This window comes from Pseudomonas lundensis (assembly GCF_015377145.2).
Classification (GTDB): domain Bacteria; phylum Pseudomonadota; class Gammaproteobacteria; order Pseudomonadales; family Pseudomonadaceae; genus Aquipseudomonas; species Aquipseudomonas lundensis.
Window position 1 is genome coordinate 171770 of the sequence record NZ_CP062158.2, and the last position, 21372, is coordinate 193141.

General features: G+C 58.7%; 19 protein-coding genes and 1 pseudogene. 10 read left to right on the plus strand and 10 right to left on the minus strand.

Translation table 11 applies throughout. The features are described from left to right. Window positions 1-4: 4 nt before the first annotated feature. The 3 genes from IF654_RS01045 to IF654_RS01055 all read right to left on the minus strand — a co-directional run bounded on the left by IF654_RS01045 (window position 5) and on the right by IF654_RS01055 (window position 2539). Window positions 5-775: a MetQ/NlpA family ABC transporter substrate-binding protein gene (locus IF654_RS01045; protein ID WP_047283285.1), complete on the minus strand. Its 771-nt coding sequence runs from the start codon at window positions 773-775 to the stop codon at window positions 5-7. A gap of 82 nt (window positions 776-857) precedes the next feature. Next, a complete protein-coding gene (locus tag IF654_RS01050) occupies window positions 858-1532 on the minus strand; it encodes a methionine ABC transporter permease (RefSeq protein WP_047278677.1) in 675 nt (224 codons plus the stop codon). Then, the gene (locus tag IF654_RS01055) at window positions 1532-2539 is read right to left on the minus strand and encodes a methionine ABC transporter ATP-binding protein (RefSeq protein ID WP_047278675.1); all 1008 of its coding nucleotides are present in this window, start codon (window positions 2537-2539) and stop codon (window positions 1532-1534) included. Before IF654_RS01055 ends, IF654_RS01050 begins: the two co-directional genes overlap by 1 nt. Before the next feature lie 308 nt (window positions 2540-2847). Between IF654_RS01055 and katE the strand changes: the two genes are divergently transcribed. Next, complete coding sequence (gene katE, locus IF654_RS01060) at window positions 2848-4986, plus strand: catalase HPII (RefSeq protein ID WP_047283283.1); 2139 nt, start codon at window positions 2848-2850, stop codon at window positions 4984-4986. A gap of 68 nt (window positions 4987-5054) precedes the next feature. Here katE and IF654_RS01065 read toward each other — a convergent pair whose 3' ends face one another. Genes IF654_RS01065 through IF654_RS01080 form a run of 4 tightly spaced genes read right to left on the minus strand, consistent with a single transcriptional unit; the run spans window position 5055 to window position 7860 of the window. After that, window positions 5055-5771 carry a PA5502 family lipoprotein gene (locus tag IF654_RS01065; protein ID WP_047278671.1) on the minus strand — a complete coding sequence of 239 codons (717 nt, stop codon included), beginning with the start codon at window positions 5769-5771 and terminating at the stop codon, window positions 5055-5057. Window positions 5772-5808: 37 nt separating this feature from the next. After that, on the minus strand, window positions 5809-6597 hold the full coding sequence (gene znuB, locus IF654_RS01070) for a zinc ABC transporter permease subunit ZnuB (protein ID WP_047281535.1): 789 nt from the start codon (window positions 6595-6597) through the stop codon (window positions 5809-5811). Further along, complete coding sequence (gene znuC, locus IF654_RS01075; RefSeq protein ID WP_047278667.1) at window positions 6590-7378, minus strand: zinc ABC transporter ATP-binding protein ZnuC; 789 nt, start codon at window positions 7376-7378, stop codon at window positions 6590-6592. Before znuC ends, znuB begins: the two co-directional genes overlap by 8 nt. Continuing rightward, window positions 7378-7860: a Fur family transcriptional regulator gene (locus IF654_RS01080; protein WP_047278664.1), complete on the minus strand. Its 483-nt coding sequence runs from the start codon at window positions 7858-7860 to the stop codon at window positions 7378-7380. Before IF654_RS01080 ends, znuC begins: the two co-directional genes overlap by 1 nt. A gap of 66 nt (window positions 7861-7926) precedes the next feature. Between IF654_RS01080 and IF654_RS01085 the strand changes: the two genes are divergently transcribed. Continuing rightward, complete coding sequence (locus IF654_RS01085; protein ID WP_047278662.1) at window positions 7927-8847, plus strand: zinc ABC transporter substrate-binding protein ZnuA; 921 nt, start codon at window positions 7927-7929, stop codon at window positions 8845-8847. 80 nt (window positions 8848-8927) lie between these two features. Here the strand turns inward: IF654_RS01085 and IF654_RS01090 are convergent, their stop codons facing one another. After that, complete coding sequence (locus tag IF654_RS01090) at window positions 8928-9878, minus strand: homoserine kinase (protein WP_047278660.1); 951 nt, start codon at window positions 9876-9878, stop codon at window positions 8928-8930. Window positions 9879-9935: 57 nt separating this feature from the next. Next, the gene (locus IF654_RS01095) at window positions 9936-10226 is read right to left on the minus strand and encodes a DUF2782 domain-containing protein (RefSeq protein ID WP_047278657.1); all 291 of its coding nucleotides are present in this window, start codon (window positions 10224-10226) and stop codon (window positions 9936-9938) included. Between the two features lie 74 nt (window positions 10227-10300). Here IF654_RS01095 and polA point away from each other — a divergent pair, with 74 nt between their 5' ends. Next, the gene (polA, locus tag IF654_RS01100; protein ID WP_094987310.1) at window positions 10301-13069 is read left to right on the plus strand and encodes a DNA polymerase I; all 2769 of its coding nucleotides are present in this window, start codon (window positions 10301-10303) and stop codon (window positions 13067-13069) included. A 268-nt stretch (window positions 13070-13337) separates the two neighbouring features. Here polA and yihA read toward each other — a convergent pair whose 3' ends face one another. After that, entirely contained in the window at window positions 13338-13982 is a 645-nt protein-coding gene (gene yihA, locus IF654_RS01105; protein ID WP_047278652.1) for a ribosome biogenesis GTP-binding protein YihA/YsxC, read from the minus strand. Between the two features lie 215 nt (window positions 13983-14197). On the opposite strand from yihA, the pseudogene IF654_RS01110 reads away from it, so the two are divergent. The 7 genes and pseudogenes from IF654_RS01110 to IF654_RS01140 all read left to right on the plus strand — a co-directional run bounded on the left by IF654_RS01110 (window position 14198) and on the right by IF654_RS01140 (window position 21371). Beyond that, window positions 14198-14450: pseudogene (locus tag IF654_RS01110) on the plus strand (c-type cytochrome). A gap of 46 nt (window positions 14451-14496) precedes the next feature. After that, complete coding sequence (locus IF654_RS01115; protein ID WP_047281532.1) at window positions 14497-15117, plus strand: c-type cytochrome; 621 nt, start codon at window positions 14497-14499, stop codon at window positions 15115-15117. A gap of 198 nt (window positions 15118-15315) precedes the next feature. Further along, window positions 15316-15957: a thiol:disulfide interchange protein DsbA/DsbL gene (locus tag IF654_RS01120; protein WP_083333111.1), complete on the plus strand. Its 642-nt coding sequence runs from the start codon at window positions 15316-15318 to the stop codon at window positions 15955-15957. Between the two features lie 14 nt (window positions 15958-15971). Further along, window positions 15972-16850, plus strand: coding sequence for an endonuclease/exonuclease/phosphatase family protein (locus tag IF654_RS01125; RefSeq protein WP_047278645.1), 879 nt, complete (start codon window positions 15972-15974; stop codon window positions 16848-16850). Then, window positions 16847-18883: a GGDEF domain-containing protein gene (locus tag IF654_RS01130; protein ID WP_094987309.1), complete on the plus strand. Its 2037-nt coding sequence runs from the start codon at window positions 16847-16849 to the stop codon at window positions 18881-18883. The genes IF654_RS01125 and IF654_RS01130 overlap by 4 nt, the downstream gene beginning before the upstream one ends. A 55-nt stretch (window positions 18884-18938) precedes the next feature. Beyond that, window positions 18939-19715, plus strand: a complete 777-nt coding sequence (locus IF654_RS01135; protein ID WP_047283278.1) for an N-acetylmuramoyl-L-alanine amidase — start codon at window positions 18939-18941, stop codon at window positions 19713-19715. A gap of 15 nt (window positions 19716-19730) precedes the next feature. Next, window positions 19731-21371, plus strand: a complete 1641-nt coding sequence (locus IF654_RS01140) for an EAL domain-containing protein (protein WP_418889548.1) — start codon at window positions 19731-19733, stop codon at window positions 21369-21371. Window position 21372 lies beyond the last annotated feature (1 nt).

Below are 21372 nucleotides of genomic sequence, written 5' to 3' on the forward strand. Positions count from 1 at the left end.
GGCATTAGAACGCCGGAACGATGGCGCCTTTGTACTTCTCATTGATGAACGCTTTCACTTGCGGCGTGTGCAGCGCATCAACCAGTTTCTTCATATCAGCCGAATCTTTGTCGTCCGGGCGAGCCACCAGAATGTTCACGTAAGGCGAGTCGCTGCCTTCGATCACCAGTGCGTCTTTTTCCGGGTTCAACTTGGCTTCCAGCGCGTAGTTGGTGTTGATCAGCGCCAGGTCTACCTGGGTGAGCACACGCGGAATGGTGGCCGCTTCCAGTTCACGGAATTTCAGGTCCTTGTTGTTCTCAATAACGTCTTTAGGCGTCGAGAGAATGTTGGTCGAGTCTTTGAGCTTGATCACGCCTGCCTTGTCCAGCAGCAACAGGGCACGGCCGCCGTTGGTGGCGTCGTTGGGGATCACCACGGTTGCGCCATTGGGCAGTTCTTCAAGCTTTTTGTACTTGGACGAGTAAGCGCCCAGCGGCTCAAGGTGAACGTTGGCCACGCTGACCAGGTGGGTGCCCTTGGCCTTGTTGAACTCATCCAGGTAGGGCTGGTGCTGGAAGAAGTTGGCATCCAGGCGCTTTTCGGCAACTTGCACGTTGGGCTGGATGTAGTCGGTGAACACCTTGACCTTGAGGTTGACGCCTTCTTTGGCCAAGGCTGGCTTCACGAATTCAAGGATTTCGGCGTGCGGCACCGGGGTAGCCGCCACCGTCAGATCGCCCGCGTGGGCTGAAAATGCCGCAACAGCGGCGACCGCAGCAAATAACTTCTTCATCCAGCAACTCCTTGTGAACACCTGACTTCAGGCGCCTGCCAGCCCGTAGGCTGGCGGTTACGTTGATTAACGAGGGTCGCGCTCACTTGCGCGAAAAGTGCACCACCAGCCGATCGCCAACGGTTTGCAGAATTTGCACCAGAATCAGCAACAGCACCACTGTCACGATCATCACGTCAGGCTGGAAGCGCTGATAACCAAAGCGGATGGCCAGGTCGCCCAGACCGCCCGCGCCAACCACACCCGCCATGGCGGTGTAGCCGACCAGCGTAATGGCTGTCACCGTAATTGCCGCAAAGATGCCGGGACGTGCTTCAGGCAACAACGCACTGGTAATGATCTGACGCGTGTTGGCGCCCATTGCCTGAGTGGCTTCGATGATGCCGCGGTCCACTTCCCGAAACGCCGTTTCGACCAGGCGCGCAAAGAACGGCGTGGCCCCCACGACCAACGGCGGAATCGCACCGGCGACGCCCAGCGAGGTGCCGGTAATCAGGACCGTGAACGGGATCATCACGACCAGCAGGATGATGAACGGTAGCGAACGCAGAATGTTCACCACGAACGACAGGGCCGAATACAGGGCTTTCTGTTCCAGCAGTTGGCGCGGGCTGCACAGGAACAACAGAATGCCCAGCGGCAAACCGAGCAACACCGTAAACAGCAGCGAACCGCCGAGCATGATCAGGGTGTCGATGGAGGCCAACCAGATTTCGTACCAGTCGATGTTGGAAAAGAAGCTCAAGAGGGTTTCCATTAGCGCAGCACCTCCATATGTACGTCTGCGGCGGTGAAGCGCGCGAAAGCAGCTTCCATGTCGCCACCGGTGATGGCGAGGGTCAGTTGCCCATAAGGGGTGTCTTTGATGCGGTCGATACGACCGGCCAGGATGCTGTAGTCCACCCCGGTTTCACGGGCGATGGTGCCCAGCAATGGCGCGTAGGTGGATTCGCCCTGGAACGTCAGGCGCACGATACGGCCTGGCACGTGAGCGAAGTCGTCACGCTGTTCGCTTTCGTCGATCTGCTCGTCTTCCTGCACGAAGCGTTTGGTCGTCGGGTGCTTGGGGTGCAAGAACACGTCGGCCACAGGGCCTTGCTCGACGATCTTGCCCGCATCCATGACCGCCACCACGTCACACACGCGACGGATAACGTCCATTTCGTGGGTAATCAGCACGATGGTCAGCTTCAGCTCACGGTTGATTTCGGCCAGTAGCTGCAACACCGAAGCCGTGGTTTGCGGGTCGAGGGCACTGGTGGCCTCGTCGCAGAGCAACACTTTTGGCTGGGTGGACAAGGCGCGGGCGATACCCACGCGCTGTTTCTGGCCGCCTGACAGTTGCGCCGGGTACTTTTTGGCGTGGTCGGACAAGCCTACCCGTGCCAGCAGTTCAGCGACGCGTTTGTCGATTTCGTTGCGGGACAATTCACCGGCCAGCGTCAGAGGCAGCGCGACGTTGTCCGCCACGGTCTTGGAGGCCAGCAGGTTGAAGTGCTGAAAGATCATGCCGACTTGTTGACGGAAACGGCGCAGGCCGTTGCCGTCCATCGCCGTGACGTCTTCGTTGTCGACGATGATCTGCCCGCCGCTCGGTGTTTCGAGGCGGTTAATCAGGCGCAGCAATGTACTTTTACCCGCGCCGGAATGGCCAATCAGACCAAATACCTGGCCGCTCTCGACACGCAAACTGGTGGAGTGCAGCGCGGGAATGTCCTTACCGGCGACCCGGTAAGTTTTATGAACGTTATGGAACTCAATCACGTAGCGAACCTTGTGGGGCGCGAAAAAATAAGATCAGCGGTTAGCCGGGCGCGCATTTTAGCCTGTCCGTATAGAGGTTCTTAGCATTTATTTGCGCTCCAACCATCGATTTGGCAATAAGACGATCAAAGGTCAGAAAAAAGGAACGCCGCTAAGGGTGACAAGTCAGTACTAGGGTCTGTTCACGTTTCAATGAAAGCGGCGGCGATCAAACGGGAACAGACCCTGAAGCAACTCACATCCCGTTTCGGGAGATTTGTCTACAAAGCCCGGCCCATGGGGCTTTTGCCTACAAGGAGTGAAGTCTGATGAGTACCAAAAAACCGTCTTCGAACAAGAGCCAGATGGCCGGAACCGACACCTTGGATCGTGGCAACACGAACGTCAAACTGGACAGCCTGGAACGCTTCAGGGATGACGCCACCGATCAGGCGTTGCGCACCAATCAAGGGGTGAAGATTTCAGACAATCAAAACACCTTGAAAGCCGGCGCCCGAGGCCCTTCGTTGCTTGAAGACTTCATCATGCGCGAGAAGATCACGCATTTTGACCACGAACGCATTCCAGAACGTATCGTCCACGCCCGGGGCACCGGCGCCCATGGTTACTTTCAGACGTACGAAGCCCACACCGCCCTGACCAAGGCGGGTTTCCTGCAAGACCCGAGCAAGAAAACCCCCGTATTTGTGCGTTTTTCCACGGTACAAGGACCTCGCGGGTCGGGTGATACGGTGCGCGACGTTCGCGGCTTTGCCGTGAAATTTTTTACCGATGAAGGCAACTTCGATCTGGTCGGCAACAACATGCCGGTTTTTTTCATTCAGGACGCCATCAAATTTCCTGACTTCGTACACGCGGTAAAACCTGAGCCGCATAACGAAATTCCTACCGGCGGTTCAGCCCACGACACGTTCTGGGATTTTGTTTCACTGGTGCCCGAGTCCGCGCACATGGTTATCTGGGCGATGTCTGACCGTGCCATTCCGAAAAGCCTGCGCAGCATGCAAGGTTTTGGCGTGCATACCTTCCGGCTGGTCAACGCCGAAGGTAAATCCAACTTCGTCAAATTCCATTGGCGCCCAAGTGCTGGCACCTGCTCACTGGTGTGGGACGAAGCGCAAAAACTCGCCGGTAAAGACACCGACTTCCATCGCCGTGATCTGTGGGAGTCGATTGAAGTCGGCGATTACCCGGAGTGGGAGCTGGGCGTTCAAATCATTGCTGAAGAAGACGAGCACAAATTCGAGTTCGACATCCTTGATCCGACCAAATTGATCCCGGAAGAGCTGGTGCCGATCACGCCTCTGGGCAAAATGGTGCTCAACCGTAACCCGGATAACTTCTTTGCCGAGACCGAGCAGGTTGCGTTCTGCCCCGGTCATATCGTGCCCGGTATCGATTTCTCGAATGACCCGTTGCTGCAAGGTCGTCTGTTCTCGTACACCGATACGCAGATCAGCCGTCTGGGCGGGCCGAACTTCCATGAGATCCCGATCAACCGCCCGGTCGCGCCGTTCCATAACAACCAGCGCGATGCACAGCACCGCAGCACCATTCATAAAGGTCGGGCGTCTTACGAGCCTAACTCGATTGATGGTGGCTGGCCGAAAGAAACCCCTCCAGCGGCACAGGATGGCGGTTTTGAAAGCTACCCTGAGCGCATTGATGCGAACAAGATTCGCCAGCGCAGTGAGTCGTTCAGCGACCACTTCTCCCAGGCACGGCTGTTTTTCCACAGCATGAGCAAGCACGAGCAAGAGCACATCATTGCGGCGTATAGCTTTGAGCTGGGCAAGGTGGAGCGCGAACACATCCGCGCGCGTCAGGTAAACGAGATTTTGGCCAACATTGATCTTGAACTGGCCAAGCGTGTGGCTGAAAACCTCGGTCTGCCAGCGCCTAAAGCCGGCACGGTGGAGGCTCGCAAAACCACGGTTAGCCAGTCCCCTGCGCTAAGCCAGGCCAACCTGCTGCCAGGCAATATCAAAACCCGCAAAGTGGCGATTTTGGCTGCCAACGGCGTCGATGGTGCCGCTATTGATGCACTTAAGCAGGCGCTGGCGGCTGAAGGCGCGCATGCCAAGCTGCTGGGGCCGACTTCAGCGCCTGTGAAAACAGCGGATGGCAAGGCGTTGCCAGTGGATGCGTCGATGGAAGGCATGCCCTCGGTGGTGTTCGACGCGGTTTACGTGCCGGGCGGCGCAGCATCGATCAAAGCGCTCAGCGGCGATGGCGTAGCGTTGCATTACGTACTGGAAGCCTACAAACACCTGAAAGCGATTGCGCTGCACGGCGAAGCCAAGCAGTTGCTGGATGTGCTGCATTTGCAGGCGGATGAGGGGCTGTTGGTGCTCAAGGATGCCAAGGACTTCAAGGCGTTCTTTGCTGCCATTGGCCAGCATCGTGTCTGGGCGCGCGAGCCGAAGGCCAAAGCAATCCCGGCATAAGGTGAGCCTGAAAAAAAACGCGCTTGCAGAGCCTGCAAGCGCGTTTTTTTACGTCTGGAGCCTGTCGGTTAAGGCTTGCTTGGAATCAGCACCATTTGCGCCGGGACGTGGCGCACGATGTGGCGATCAAGTTTGAAGTCGAAGCCGGGGTTGAGCTTTTTAACGCGTTTGGTGATCAGGGTCGCCAGCCATGGGTAATCGGCGGTGCGCGGCACTTGTAACGTCACGGCGCACTGATAATTGACGATGTCCTGCGCGATCAGGTCCAGTTGATGGCGAAGTTTCTTGATGTCGGTGATGTTCAGCGCAACGGTGGTGCTCTCTGCTGCCGGGTCGATGACCTTGGCCGGTGGCCGTTTTTCAGCCGCTTTAAGGGCGGCTTCTGCCTTGTCCAGTTCGGCTTTGCGTGCATGGGCAATGGCGCTGTTGACGCCGCTGGTCAGCGCAGGCGCTTTGGGCATCAGGGTGCGGGCGCGGCTCAGGGCCGTGGCAGCCGCATTCACATCACCCTTTTGCAGGTAGATTTGACTGCGTTGCAGGTAGGCTTCGGCCAGTTGGCGCTGGTACTGCACCCACTGGGGGTCGTCCGGGGTTTGCGCTTGCAGGGCCGCCAGTTCGTCTTCGGCGGTCGCCAGTTCACTGCTGGCCAGGTTTTGCTCCAGCTGAGCGATGGCTGCAGCACGTTGCTGCTGCGCGAGCTGGTCGGCAGACGGTGTGCTTTGGCAGGCGCCCAGCAGCACGGAAAATGCGACCAGAAGCACATAACGGTAATTGAACAGCTTCATTCCTGCGGCTCTCTAAGTGCGCAAAAAACGAGCAAGTCTACACCCCTCGACGGGGCAGAACAAAACTCAGCAGAAACAGTGCAGCGGCACAGACCACAATCGAAGGGCCAGCCGGTGTGTCCTTGAACCATGACAGCGCAAGGCCACCACACACGGCCATCATCCCCAGAACGCTGGCCCCGAGGGCCATTTGCTCAGGGGAACGGGCATGGCGTTGAGCCGCCGCTGCCGGGATGATCAGCAGCGATGTAATCAACAGCACCCCGACAATTTTCATTGCCACGGCAATCACGACAGCAATCAACAGCATCAAGGTCATGCGCAATGCGGCGACGGGCAAGCCTTCGACCATGGCCAGCTCTTCGTGCACTGTAATCGCCAGCAACGGCCGCCACAATGCGACCAATAGCGCCAGTACCACAGCGCTACCGCCCACGATCCACATCAGGTCGGTCGGGCTGATCGCCAGCAGGTCACCGAACAGGTAGGCCATCAGGTCGATTCGCACTTCATGCATGAAGCTTAGTACGACCAGGCCGAGGGACAAGGTGCTGGGTGCGAGAATTCCCAGAAGCGTGTCTGAAGCCAGTGGTTGTCGTTGTTGCAAGGTTACCAAGAGGATGGCCAGCAACAGGCAACCGACCGTCACGGCAATGGCCGGGCTGATGTCCAGCAAGAAACCCAGCGCTACGCCCAACAAGGCCGCGTGGGACAGCGTATCGCCAAAATAGGCCATGCGCCGCCACACCACAAAAGAGCCTAAAGGCCCTGCTACCATCGCCAAAGCCAAGCCTGCCAGCAGGGCGTAAAACAGAAAATCAGCCATGCTTGCAGCCTTCTCCATGAACGTGGGGGTGTGTGCTTTGGGCGTCTGCGTTGACCACCGAACCATGCAAGTCATGGGCATGGTCGTGATGGTGGTGATAAATCGCCAGGCTTTGTGCGTTTTTGCCGAACAGCTCGACGAAAGCGGGGTCGCCGCTGACCTGTTCCGGGTGGCCTGAGCAGCAGACATGACGGTTCAGGCACACCACCTGGTCAGTGGTGCTCATCACCAGGTGCAGGTCGTGGGACACCATCAACACACCGCAACCATGACGGTCGCGCAGGCGGGTAATCAGGGCGTACAGCTCGGACTGACCGGCGACGTCCACGCCTTGCACCGGTTCGTCGAGCACCAGCAGTTGAGGCTTGCGCAGCAAGGCGCGGGCCAGCAGCACGCGTTGCATTTCGCCCCCGGACACGCTCTGCACCGGGCTGTCGATGACCTTTTCTGCGCCCACTTCTTTCAGGGCTTCGAGCGCCTGAGCCCGGTCAACCCCCGGTACCAGGCGCAAAAAACGCAGCACTGACAACGGAAGCGTCGGATCGACGTGCAGTTTTTGGGGCATGTAGCCCACGCGCAGTTTGGGTTTGCGCCACACACTGCCGCTCGTCGGCTTTATCAGGCCCAGTACGGCTTTGACCAGTGTGGTTTTACCCGCGCCATTGGGCCCGATCAGGGTCACGATCTGGCCCGGCTCGACGCTCAGCTCGATGTTGTCGAGCACGTTTTGCCCCGAGTAGGTCACGGTGACGTGTTCAAGGCGAATCAATGCAGCGCTCATCAAGCCTCCCGGCAGCCTGCGCACAAGCCGACGACTTCGACCGTCTGGCCTTCGACAGTAAAGCCGACATCGTGTGCGCTGCTGATAATCGCGTCGCTGATGGATTTTTGCTCCAGTTCAATGGCGGCGTGGCAGGTGCGGCAAATCAGGAACTGCCCCTGATGCGGGTGCTCGGGGTGGCTGCACCCCACAAAGGCATTCAGTGACGAGATGCGGTGCACCAGGCCGTTTTCCAGTAGAAAGTCGAGTGCCCGGTACACGGTCGGGGGCGCGGCGCGGCGGCCGTCCTGTTCACTGAGCACGGCCAGGATGTCGTAGGCGCCCAGCGGTTTATGGCTCTGCCAGACCAGCTCCAGCACCCGCTTGCGCAATGCGGTCAGGCGCAGGCCCTTTTGCGCGCACAAGGTATCGGCCTCGCTTAGGGCGCTGTGGACGCAATGGGAGTGGTCGTGAGGGCGGCTGGCAAGCGGTGTAATAGGCATGGGCGGCGACGATTTCTGAGAGAGACGTTATTATGTTACCCGTTTCAACCACCCTGAGTGCTCATCGTGCCCCGTCTTTTTTCGATTTTTATTGCTTTCAGCGCCAGTTTGTTGGTGATTGGCCCTGCTCAAGCGGACGTTAACGTGCTGACCAGCATCAAGCCTTTGCAGCTGATCGCTGCGGCGGTGCAGGACGGCGTCGGTAAGCCAGATGTGTTGCTGCCACCCAACGCATCGCCGCACAGCTTCGCGCTTCGGCCATCCGACGTACGGCGTGTGCAATCGGCCGACCTGCTGTACTGGATCGGCCCGGACATGGAAGGGTTCCTGCCGCGCGTGCTGACGGGGCGCACGGCTCCGTCGGTCTCGGTACAGACCTTGCCTGGCCTGACGCTGCGCCACTTTACCGAGGACAGCCATTCCCACTCTGAGGATGCTGCCGAACACGATCACGATCATCGCCCTGGCACGCTGGATGCTCACCTGTGGCTGGCGCCTGCGAATGCACGGGTTATCGCAGCCAAAATGGCGGCTGACCTGAGTGAGAAAGACCCGGCCAATGCGGCGACGTATCAGCGCAACCTGAAGGCCTTCAACGAACGCCTGGACGCACTTGATGCGCGGCTCAAGGCGCGTCTGGCAGGCGTGGCCGACAAACCGTTCTTTGTGTTTCACGAGGCTTACGACTACTTCGAGAGCGCTTACGGCCTCAAGCATGCGGGCGTATTCAGCGTGGCATCGGAAGTCCAGCCGGGCGCTCAGCATGTGGCCGCCATGCGCAAGCAATTGCAGGCAGTGGGCAAAACCTGCGTGTTCAGCGAGCCGCCGCTGCGTCCGCGCCTGGCGCAAACGCTGACGGCCGGGATGCCCGTGACCTTGGCGGAGCTGGATGCGTTGGGGGGCTACACCCCGGCGACGGCTCAAGGCTATGAGCAGTTGCTGGAGAAACTGGGCAACGACCTGGCGGGGTGTCTGGAGAATTTGTAACTTGGCGCCGCTGAGGGGCGGGCTGCGCTATCACGGTGATCGCAGCCCTGCCCCTCAATCGCACTGTGTGGCCGTGTGCGTTACAGCGCGAACGGCAATTGAATACTGACGTTTTGATGAACGGCCAACAGTCGTTCGAACTCGGCCGGGTCGTGAATCAGTACGTCCTGGCCTGCGAACGTTTGTGCTGCAATCAGGCGCGATAGCCAGAAACGCACACAGGCAACGCGCAGCAGGGTGGGCCATAACTCGGCTTCGCTGGCGGTGAACGGGCGCAATGCTGCGTAGGCACCCAGCAAGGCGCGGGCACGGGGAGCGTCCAGGTGGCCTGCTTCGTCTGCACACCAGTCGTTCAGTGCAATGGCCACGTCGTACAGCATCGGCCCGGAACAGGCGTTGTAGAAGTCGATCAGGCCGGTCAGGTGCGTGCCTTCGAACATCGCGTTGTCGCGGAACAGGTCGCCGTGCAGGTTGGCCCGTGGCAGCGCCAGAATCTGCGCTTTGCGTTCGCTGATCTCATCGAGTGCGAGTTGCAGCAGCCGGGCCGCTTCAGCGGTCAGGTCCTTTTTCAGCGCGGGGCCTTCGGCCAGCATCCAGTCCAGACCGCGGTCTGTCTTGCGCTCAAGCAGCTTGTCGCGGGTCGCCACATGCAAATGGCCCAGCAGCTCGCCGACTTGTGTGCAGTGCTGAGCATTGGCTTCGCGAATGTGCTTGCCCGCCAGGCGCGGTTGCAGGAGCGCCGGTTTGCCTTTGAGTTCACGTAAGGCCTGGCCGTCCAGCGTGCGCAAGGCGTAAGGCACCGGCAAGTCGGCGTCATGCAGCACGTCCAGCAATTGAATGAAGAACGGCATTTCGTCAACAGGACCGCGTTCAACCAGGGTCAGAACGTATTCGCCCTTCTCCAGGCTGATGAAGTAATTGGTGTTTTCGCTACCAGCGGCGATCCCCTGGAAGTCGAGCAAACGGCCGAGCCCATAAGGTGCAAGAAAGGTTTCCAGCTCGGGACGAGCCAGTTGCGTGAAAACAGACATGGTTAAAACTGCCAGTACGGGCGCCGCGAGGGTGCGGCGCCGATTAAAGTTAAGACGCTATTTCCATTCGAAAATTTTCCACGATGGAATCAGCATATCCGGCTGGTCGGAACGGATGTAATTGCCTTCTGAACCATCAGCGCGTACCAGAAAGTACGGTTTGCCCCCTTTTGGGGTGACCTTGATGGCGTACAGGAAGCCGTTTTGACGGTATTCCTGGATAGTTTTGTCGCCTTCCGTGCGAATGGTGACTTCCGGATCGGCGGAAGGTGCCTCATCTGCCGCGAAGGTTACCAGCGGAATGGCTGCAATCAAGCCGGTGAGCAACAGGCGATTAAGTGTACGCATGATAACCTTGTCCCTTTGTCGTCATTGGTCCGGACATTCTAGCGCCGGACTCGCCGAAAAGGTTGATCCTGCTCATGAGCCAAGCACCCCTCGTCCTGGTGGACGGTTCTTCATATCTGTACCGCGCTTTCCACGCGCTGCCGCCGCTGACCACGTCCAAGGGCCTGCCGACAGGTGCCGTGAAGGGCGTGTTGAACATGCTGAAAAGTCTGCGCAAGCAGTATCCGGACAGTCCGTTCGCGGTTGTTTTCGATGCCAAGGGCGGGACATTTCGCGATGACATGTACGCCGAATACAAGGCCAACCGACCTAGCATGCCCGATGACATGCGCGTGCAAATCGAGCCCTTGCATGCAAGCGTGATCGCGCTGGGCTTCCCCCTGCTGTGTGTCGAAGGCGTTGAAGCGGACGACGTGATCGGCACCCTGGCGCGCAGCAGCGCCGCCGCAGACCGCCCGGTGGTGATCTCCACCGGCGACAAGGACATGGCGCAACTGGTTGACGGTCACATCACTTTGGTCAACACCATGACCGGCAGCGTGCTGGACGTTGAAGGTGTGAAAGAGAAGTTTGGCGTCTCGCCCGAGCAGATCATTGACTACCTGGCGCTGATGGGCGATTCCTCCGACAACATTCCGGGTGTTCCGGGCATTGGCCCGAAGACGGCGTCTGGCTTGCTGGTTGGCGTAGGCGGCGGTCTGGTCGACTTGTACGAAAAACTCGACATCGTCCCGACGCTGCCCATTCGTGGGGCCAAAAACCTGCCCGCGAAGCTTGAAGAACACCGGGAAATGGCATTTTTGTCGTATCAATTGGCCACGATCAAAATCGATGTGCCGCTGGATATCGGCCTTGAAGACCTGCACCTCAAAGCGCCCGATTGCGAAAAGCTGATCGCGTTGTACACCGAGCTGGAGTTCAAGAGCTGGATCGCTGAAGTCGAGCGCGAAGCCAAGCGGGCGGGTCAGGTGATTGCCCAGGAAGCGCCTGTCGAGAGTGCCGATACCGAGGTGCAGTACGAAACCATCCTCGATCAGTCCCGTTTTGAGGTGTGGCTGAAGAAGTTACAGGACGCCAAACTGATCGCATTTGATACCGAAACCACCGGTTTGGATGCTCAGCAAGCGCAGTTGGTGGGTCTGTCGTTTGCAGTCAAGCCGGGTGAAGCGGCTTACATTCCGTTGACGCATTCCTACATGGGCGTGCCTGAGCAACTGGACCGTGACACCGTGCTGCGCGCCCTTAAGCCGCTGCTCGAAGACCCGAACAAGGCCAAGGTCGGGCAGCATGCCAAATTTGACATGAACATCCTCGCCAATTGCGCAATCGGCGGCGATCCGGCGTGTGGGATCAGTGTGCAAGGCATTGCTTTCGACACCATGCTGGAGTCCTACGTGCTCGACTCCACGGCCACTCGCCACGACATGGACAGCCTGGCGCTCAAGTATCTGGGTCACAGCACCACCAGTTTTCAGGATATTGCCGGCAAAGGGGCCAAGCAGCTGACCTTTGACCAGATCTCGCTGGAACAGGCTGGCCCTTACGCCGCCGAAGACGCCGATGTGACATTGCGTTTGCACAATGTCCTGCATGAAAAACTGCTGGCGATACCGAGCCTCAACAGCGTGCTGACCGACATTGAGATGCCGCTTGTGCCTGTATTGGCGCGCATCGAGCGCCAAGGTGCCTTGGTGGACGCCAAGCTGTTGGGTGTGCAGAGCGTTGAACTGGGCGACAAAATGGTCGCGCTGGAGCGTGAGGCGTTTGAAATTGCGGGCGAAGAATTCAATCTCAGCTCCCCTAAGCAATTGGGCGTGATCCTGTACGAAAAGTTGGGCTTGCCCATTATCAGCAAGACGGCCAAAGGTCAGCCTTCAACCGCTGAAGCCGTTCTGGCCGAGTTGGCCGAGCAAGACTTCCCGCTGCCCAAAGTGCTGATGCAGTACCGTTCGATGAGCAAGCTGAAAAGCACCTACACCGATCGCCTGCCTGAACAGATCAACCCGCGCACGGGGCGGATTCACACGTCCTACCACCAGGCGGTCACGGCGACAGGCCGTTTGTCGTCCAGTGATCCGAACCTGCAGAACATCCCGATTCGGACGGCGGAAGGCCGCCGGATTCGTCAGGCATTCGTCGCGCCACCAGGTTACAAATTGCTGGCGGCGGACTACTCGCAAATCGAGCTGCGGATCATGGCGCATCTGGCCAAGGACGAAGGCTTGTTGCATGCCTTCCGCAATAATCTGGACGTACACAGTGCGACCGCGGCGGAAGTGTTCGGGGTTGAGCTGAGCGATGTCACCATGGACCAGCGACGCAGTGCCAAGGCGATCAACTTTGGTTTGATCTACGGGATGAGCGCTTTCGGTCTGGCCAAGCAAATCGGGGTCGACCGCAAGCAGTCGCAGGCGTACATCGACCGTTATTTCGCACGCTACCCCGGCGTACTCGACTACATGGAGCGCACGCGCACGCAGGCGGCTGAGCAAGGGTATGTCGAGACCATTTTCGGCCGTCGCCTGTACTTGCCCGAGATCAATGCGAAGAACCCGGCCTTGCGCAAAGGCGCCGAGCGCACCGCGATCAACGCACCGATGCAAGGCACGGCGGCTGACATCATCAAGAAAGCCATGGTGGCGGTGGATAACTGGTTGAGCGCTTCGGGGCTTGAGGCGCGCGTCATCCTGCAAGTGCACGATGAATTGGTGCTGGAAGTGCGCGAAGACCTGGTGGAACAGGTGAGCGAAGCGCTGCGCGTACACATGAGTGACGCCGCCACGCTGGATGTGCCACTGGTGGTGGAAGTGGGCGTCGGCAATAACTGGGATGAGGCGCACTAAAACGCTGAATTGCCTGCGACTGATCGTCACAGGCAATTTGCCATTAGTTCTGAAGGGAATTTGCTTAGATCAAAGAGTTTTTAGGCGTCTGGAACTAAATCCTCCTTCACCACTCAGATCTGTTGAATGGGTGGTGAAGCCCTTCAATGCTCCTAATGTTGTGTTAAGTGTTGGCAGAATTCTGAACCCCGCCCTAGCGGTTCAGTACTTGAACCCCGAACTTCCCCCTCCCCATACGAAGTCCGGGGTTTTTTTTGCCTGCGATTTGTTACTCGCCCGCGTCTTCTTCGCCTTTGTTCGGCAGTTCCATCCAGTTTGCGAGCACGGTGTACGCCTCTTCCAGGCCCATGCGCTTGGGGGCCGAGAACATTTGGATGGTCACCGCGTCGCCCCAGCCTTTACGGATTTGTGACTGCACTTTCAACAACTCGCCCTTGGCGGCGCCGAAGGTCAGTTTGTCGGCTTTGGTCAGCAAGATGTGCATCGGCATGCCGCTTTGCACTGCCCAGTCGAGCATCAACTTGTCGAAGTCAGTCATGGGATGACGGATATCCATCATCAAAATCAGCCCTTTGAGGCTCTCACGACTGCCCAGGTAGGCTTCCAGGTGGCGCTGCCAGTGAAGTTTCAGCGGGATGGGCACTTTGGCGTAGCCGTAACCCGGCAAGTCGACCAGGCGCCGTTCTTCGTCGAGCTGGAAGAAGTTCAGCAGTTGGGTACGGCCCGGAGTTTTGGAGGTGCGTGCCAGGCTGGCGTGTGTCAGGGTGTTCAGAGCGCTGGATTTACCGGCGTTGGAACGCCCGGCAAAAGCGACTTCAAAGCCTTCATCGTCAGGGCATTGATCGACTTTGGCGGCGCTGAGCATGAATTTAGCCTGTTGGCACAGACCGAGAATGGGGTTCTTGAGTTGCATGGGATTTCCGATGTGAGCGGCGTCAGGAATGGACGCGGCGAGCAGTGTCGTTTCCGTTTCAGTGACGCCAGTATATAATGCCGCAGATTTTGTGTGCGCTTTGTCCCAGCGTAGGATGAAGTACACGGGAGCGATTGACCTAGGTTGCGCATTAGAACGCAGCAAGCTCCCAACCCTGAAAGGTCGTTTTATGACTGCTGGCTGTCGGTGTCTTGATGCCGCGAATAGCGCTCAGGCTACACAGGATCCGGAAGCCGTGTACAACCGCGTTTGTATGACCTGACGTTCTGGCCCGCGCCAACCGACCCGAAACCGGTCGTCGGAAAGCCTGAGACTAGAAGCAAACAGGGTATGAAAACGCTGGTGCAGCACGTGACCCAGGGTTTCAAGGCGATGCCGCCGCGTGGTTTGTGCATGGACTGCAGTGTCGAGGTTTACCGCAATGATCATCGTGTGATGAATGAGTGAGCCCGGCCCATAACTCTTTAACCCTTAGCCGTAGTTGGATTAGCTGATGAACAAATTACTCGTGAGTCTGCTGTTGACCTTGGGCGTCACCGGTGTTGCCCAGGCCGCAGGCACTGCTCTTGTGGGCGATGCTGCTGCCGGTCAGGCAAAAACCGCTGTATGTGGCGCTTGTCACGGTCCCGACGGCAATAGCATGGCGCCAAACTTCCCAAAACTGGCTGGGCAAGGTAATAAATACCTGCTCAAACAGCTGCACGAAATCAAGGACGGCAAGCGTGAGGTGCTGGAAATGACCGGCATGCTGACCAACCTGAGTGACCAGGACCTTGCAGACATTGCCGCTTATTTCTCCAGCCAGAAGGGCTCTGTCGGCGCGGCTGACGCAAAACTGGTCGAGCGTGGCCAGGCATTGTTCCGTGGTGGGAATGTTGAGAAAGGCCTGCCAGCCTGCACCGGTTGCCACTCGCCAGACGGTCAGGGCAACGCACCCGCCGGGTTCCCGCACCTGGGTGGCCAACATGCCGGCTACATCGAGAAACAACTGACCGCTTTCCGTGAAGGCGACCGTACAAACGACGGCGACACCATGGTCATGCGCAGTATCGCGGCCAAGCTGAGCAACAAGGACATCAAAGCCCTGGCCAGCTACATTCAAGGTCTGCACTAAGGTTGCTACGGTCGGTGAGCCAAGGCGTGAGTCGTTGGCCATGTTAACGATCGTTTAATCCTTGAGTGTGAGTTTAAAAGGGCAGCGTTGGCTGCCCTTTTTTATGGCATCTGCCGTTACACTACCGAACTCAAGACTGCGCGGGCCTGTCTGAATACAGGTCACGTGACAGCGACCTTATTTGTCCAGGAGTAAAGCATGCGTAATCTGATCCTCAGCGCCGCTCTCGTCAGTGCCAGCCTGTTTGGCATGTCGGCCCACGCTGCCGACGTACCGCTCGAAGCGGGTAAAACATACGTTCAGTTGTCTAGTCCTGTTGCGGTGGCTAAGCCTGGCAAGATCGAGGTTGTTGAGTTGTTCTGGTACGGCTGCCCGCATTGCTATTCGTTCGAGCCAGTGATTAACCCATGGGTCGAGAAGCTGCCTGCGGATGTGAATTTTGTGCGTATTCCTGCCATGTTCGGCGGCCCATGGGATGCTCACGGGCAAATGTTCATGACCCTTGAAGCCATGGGTGTTGAGCATAAAGTGCACAATGCGGTGTTCAACGCCATCCAAAAAGAAGGCAAGCGCCTGGTCAAACCTGATGAAATGGCTGAATTCCTGGCCACTCAAGGCGTAGACAAAGACAAGTTCCTGTCGACCTTCCATTCGTTCGCCATCAAGGGCCAGATCAACAAAGCCAAAGAACTTGCCAAAAAATATGAAATCTCCGGTGTGCCTACCATGATCGTCAACGGCAAGTACCGTTTTGACCTGGGTTCTTCAGGTGGCGCTGAGCAAACCTTGAACGTGGCCGATCAGTTGATCGCCAAAGAGCGTGCAGAGGCTGCGAAGTAAGGGGGGCCTTTCCTGTGCGGCGCTGGAAGAATGAACGCATCGTTGGCCTGCATGAGCCGCAGGTCAATGAAGACCCTCTGGTAACCCGCGGGTTATCGGATGATCGTCGTTTGCGGCTGCTCAGTTTCAATATTCAGGTCGGCAACAGCACTCAGGGTTATCGTCATTACCTGACCCGCAGTTGGCAGCACGTGTTGCCGCACAAGGGGCGCACCGGCAACCTGGATCGAATCGGCGACCTGCTGAGCGACTTCGATCTGGTTGCGCTGCAAGAGGCGGACGGCGGCAGCCACCGTTCCGGCTACATCAATCAGGTCAAGTACCTGGCCCAGCAGGGCGAATTCCCTTACTGGTACCAACAACTCAATCGCAATCTCGGGCGCCTGGCCCAGCACAGCAACGGGGTGCTCAGCCGTTTGCGCCCTACCGCGATTGAAGACCACCCCCTGCCCGGCCCTGCGGGTCGTGGCGCGATTCTGGTGCGGTTTGGTGAAGGAGCGGACGCTCTGGTCGTCGTCATGATGCACCTGGCGTTGGGCACCAAGACCCGAACCTTGCAACTGGCGTATGTGCGCGAGCTGATTGGCGGCTATCAGCACCAAGTGTTGATGGGGGACATGAACACCCATGCCAGTGATCTGTTACATACTTCGCCACTGCGCGATCTAGGCTTACTGGCCCCGCAAATGGAAGCCACCTTCCCCAGTTGGCGTCCGCAGCGTTGCCTTGATCATATTTTGCTCAGTCCAACCCTGACCCTGGAGCGGGTTCAGGTACTGGACCAACCCATTTCAGACCATTTACCGGTCGCGGTTGAAATACGTTTGCCCGGTTCGGTGGGTGTCGACTCACTGCCCGTGTTGAGTCCCCCCGCCAGTGAGCCCCCTGCATGACCGCCGACGACGCCAAGCGCTGGAAAGAGAAGTACCTTAAAAGCATCGAGCACCAAGAAAAACTCGAGCGTCGCTGGAACGCACGGCTCGACTTGCTGCGCCGTGGGCTGGTGCGCAGCACGCTGGCCGCCGAAGGTTCTGACCGTACGGTCGACCAGTGCATGAAAGAGATGCGCGAGGCGGTGCGCACGGACGAGATGGACGCGGCGCTGGCCGCCCTTATGCCACGCCTTGAAAAGGCCGTGCTCGACTCCGAGCAGCGCCGTGAAACCCGTGTCGAACAGATCAGTACTGCGCTCAATACGCTGGTCAATCAGTTGCAGGCGCTGCCCTTGCCCAGGGACGTCCGAAAGCCCCTGAAGACCTTTGCCAAGCAGCTCGACAGCCGCGTGACACAGGCGCGTGAGATTCCGCTGCTTTTGGGCGAATTAAGTGCCTTGCAGGGGCAGGCGCTTGCGCCTCAACTCAACGATGCAGAGCCGCAGAAGCCGGGCTTGCTGCAACGTTTGTTTGGCAGCGCAGACGCGGAAAAGGCTGCGCCGGAGTTCGAAACCTCGAGCCCGCAGCCCATCAACCCAGACCCGGTGGCCATCAGTGCTGAACCGGTTGCAGTGCGGCCCGCGCTGGCTGTCGAGCCTGTGCCTGCGACTCAACCCGACGAGGAAGTCGCGGAGGTACCGCAACAGGCGCCCGAGGCGCTTCAGCCCTCGCCCATTGAAGTCGAAATCCTGTCGCTGCCACCCCTTGAGCCTGTTGCGCAGGCCGCAGCGGTGGAGGTGCCTGACGCTACCGAACCCGATGCAGATGAGGCCTCGAGTGGCGCGCTGGAATCGGTGCTCGCCCAGGCCGATGCCGAGCGGGTCGAGGCCGGGGTGTCGCCCGTTTCTGAATCGCTGGCCCCCGAACCCGAACCCGAGCCTGACGCGCTTGAACCGCTCAGTGCCGAAGAAGACCCGGTTTACGCACTGCCCGACACGCCCGAGCCGTCCTATAGCTCGGTCGCTTCGCACATTGAATCGACCCTGCTGGGCTTGTTGAGCGATCTTTCGTTGCCGGAGCATCATCGCCCGCAAGCCGAAGCGATGCGCAGCCGTCTCGAAAAAGGACTGAACTGGTACGAATTACTGCCGATCCTCGACGATCTTGCCGTGTTGATGTTGGCCATTACGGACAGCGGTCAACATGAGTTCGAGGCTTACCTCAAGCAGCTCAACGAGCGCTTGGAGTCCTTTCAAGGCAATCTCCAGGCGGCGAGTGCGGGCCATGCTGAAGGCCGTACCGCAGCCGATGACATGCACACCCAACTGCGCGAACACGTCGACGATCTGCAGAGCAGCGTACAAGACGCCGCGGACCTCAACAGCCTTAAACACATTCTCGAAAGCCGCTTGGAAGCGTTGCTGGGCACCATGGACCAACATCAGCAACAGCGCGATGCCCGCGAACAGGAAGTTGCCACGCACCTGCAAGGCTTGGCCGAGCGGGTGGCGCATATGGAGCAGGAAGCCCAAGGCTACCGCGAGCACCTTGAAGAGCAGCGACAAAAGGCCCTGATTGATCCGTTAACCGGCTTGCCCAACCGGGCGGCGTGGGGCGAGCGATTGGCCCACGAGGTCGAACAATGGCAACAACACGGCAACATGCTGCTGGTGGCCATGCTCGATCTGGATCATTTCAAACGCATCAACGATGGTTATGGTCATCTGGCGGGCGACAAAGTCTTGAAGATCATCGCCACGCAGTTGCGCAAACGCCTGCGCCCTAACGACTTTATTGCGCGCTTTGGGGGTGAAGAGTTTGTCATGCTGATGCCCGCGACGAGCATGGCGGTGGGGATGCAACTGGCCAACACGCTGCGGGCTGCCATCGAGGCGTGCCCGTTTCACTTTAAGGGCGAGCCTGTGACCGTCACGGTTTCGATCGGCCTAGCCGCGTTCAAGCCCGGCGAGCGCAGCGATCAGGTCCTCAAACGCGCGGATCAAGCGCTGTATCGCGCCAAAGCGGCAGGCCGCAACACCATTGAGCAGGGTTAAACGCCTGCCTTACGTTATGCTGTTGCCTGTCTGCCCCAACGCTAAAACTTAAACCATGAAAGTAATCACCCTGATTTTGTCTGCCCTGCTGCTGGCCGGTTGTGCCAGCGGGCCGCGCATGGACACCAGCCATCCTTCGGTCAACTACGACAGCCGTGTGCAATTCATCGTGCTGCATTACACATCGACCTCGCTGGAGCGCTCGCTTGAGTTGCTCACCCACGGTCCGGTGAGCAGTCACTACCTGATTGGCGATACCCCGCCGACCCTCTACAAACTGGTGGATGAAAACCAGCGCGCCTGGCACGCCGGCGAAAGCCAATGGAAAGGCCGCACCTGGCTGAATTCCAGCTCCATCGGTATCGAAATCGTCAACAAGGGCTTTCGCGACACGCCTCAAGGTCGGGTCTGGTACCCGTATACCGAAGGTCAGATCCAGACCCTGATCGCCCTGCTCAAGGACATTTCCACGCGCTACAAAATCAACCCGCAGAACATCATCGGTCACAGCGATATTGCGCCGACGCGCAAGCTCGACCCCGGTCCGCTGTTCCCCTGGAAACGTCTGGCAGACGCAGGTTTCGGCGTCTGGCCCAATGCCCAGGCGGTTGCTCGCGCTCAGGCTGTGTATGACCGACAGCTGCCGAGCATCACCTGGTTTCAGCAACAATTGGCCCTGTTCGGTTATGAAACACCGCAAACAGGTGAACTGGACGTCGCGACGCGACACGTTTTGGCCGCGTTCCAGATGCGTTTCCGCCCTTCTCGCTTTGACGGCCTCCCGGACGCGGAAACGGCAGCTATGTTGAATGTGCTGAACACCACTCAATAAGATCAGGAGCAGGGATTGGCCTCAGGACGTGTGACGCTGCGGACTTTTACCAAAAGCCTGCGCAATGCTCTTTACCGTCCATGGTCGCTGGCCATACTGGCGACCTTGCTCAGTGCCAGCCTGTTGCTGGCACTGAGCGTTCCGATTGCCATGCATCAAGTTCAGATGCGCGAGCGCGAGCAAATGAGCGTGCATGGCGAACGGTTGCTTGAACGACTCGAACAACTGTTCAACCAGTTGCGCAAAGGGTTGGATGATTTGAACAATCAGCCGCTGCGCGATTGCGGCCCGTTGATGATTGACCAGTTGCAGCAGGTCAGTTTTCAGTACCGCTTCATTTATGAAGCCATTTTCTATGATGGCTCCCAGATCTGCTCCAACTGGCCTGCGCGTCTGAGTCTGACCCCTTCACCCGGCCGCGAGCCCGACATAAAAGGCCCGGTCTATCGTTACTGGCTCACCAGCCCCAATGAACCGGACGACAATCTTGCCGGGTTGATGCTGGGCCGCGGCGATTTTGAAGTCACCACCTCGCGCGGGCATTTGAGCGATGCGGTGGATTTGCCCCCCGACGGCAGTCTGCTGGTGGTGGTCGATGAGGGCAAACGGGCGCTTCCTGTGTTGGGGCAGGCTCAGGATTGGCCGCCCAGTGCAGGCTGGCCACCGGACGACGGCGAAGTGGTGGTCACCGATTACCGCATGTTGTACCGCTTGCCTACGGACAGTTCCGACTATCAATTGGTGTTGAGCCTGCCGCGTGCCGAGGCCAAGGCGTATCTGGCAGAGCTGTGGTGGATGCTCCCCGGCAGCCTGCTGATTGCGCTGTGCATGGGGGCGCTGGTGTTGCACCTGGCCCGTCAGCGTCAGTCACTGGGCGGTGAGTTGCAGGGTGCCCTGCGGCGGGGCGAATTCAAGGTGCGCTATCAACCGATTGTCGACCTCAACACCCGCCAGTTTGTAGGGGCTGAAGCGTTGATTCGCTGGCGACATGCAGATGGCACCATGACCAGTCCCGAGTTGTTCATTCCCTTGGCAGAAAGCACAGGGCAGATTCGTCAACTGACCGATTTCGTCTTGGTGCGCACCCTCGAGCAATTGGGGCCGGTGTTGCGCGCCAATCCGCAGCTATATGTCTCTATTAACTTGTCCGCGTGTGACGTGATGGAGCCGCGCATTGGCAAGGTGGTGGCGCGTCTGTTGGCCATTCACGAGGTGGCGGCCAGCCAGATCGCGTTTGAAGTCACCGAGCGCGGCATGATCGATGTCGAAGTCGCGCGCCTCAAGCTTCAAGCCTTGCGCGACAAGGGGCATTCGATCCTGATTGATGACTTTGGCACCGGCTACAGCAGCCTGGCGTACCTGCAAACCTTGCCCGTGGACTGCCTGAAAATCGACAAGGCATTCATTGATGCGCTGGGCTATGACGCGGCCAGCAGCGGCGTGGCGCCACACATCATCCGCATGGCTCACGCCTTGAACCTCAAGGTGATCGCTGAAGGCATCGAGCATGACTATCAGGTTGAATTGTTGCGCAGCGAGGGCGTGGTCTATGGGCAAGGCTGGCTGTTTGAGAAACCGCTGAATGCGCACCAGTTCCGGGAGCGCATCACTGGTGGCCGACGGCTGGGCCCACGTCGTGCTGACGACGACGTGTAAG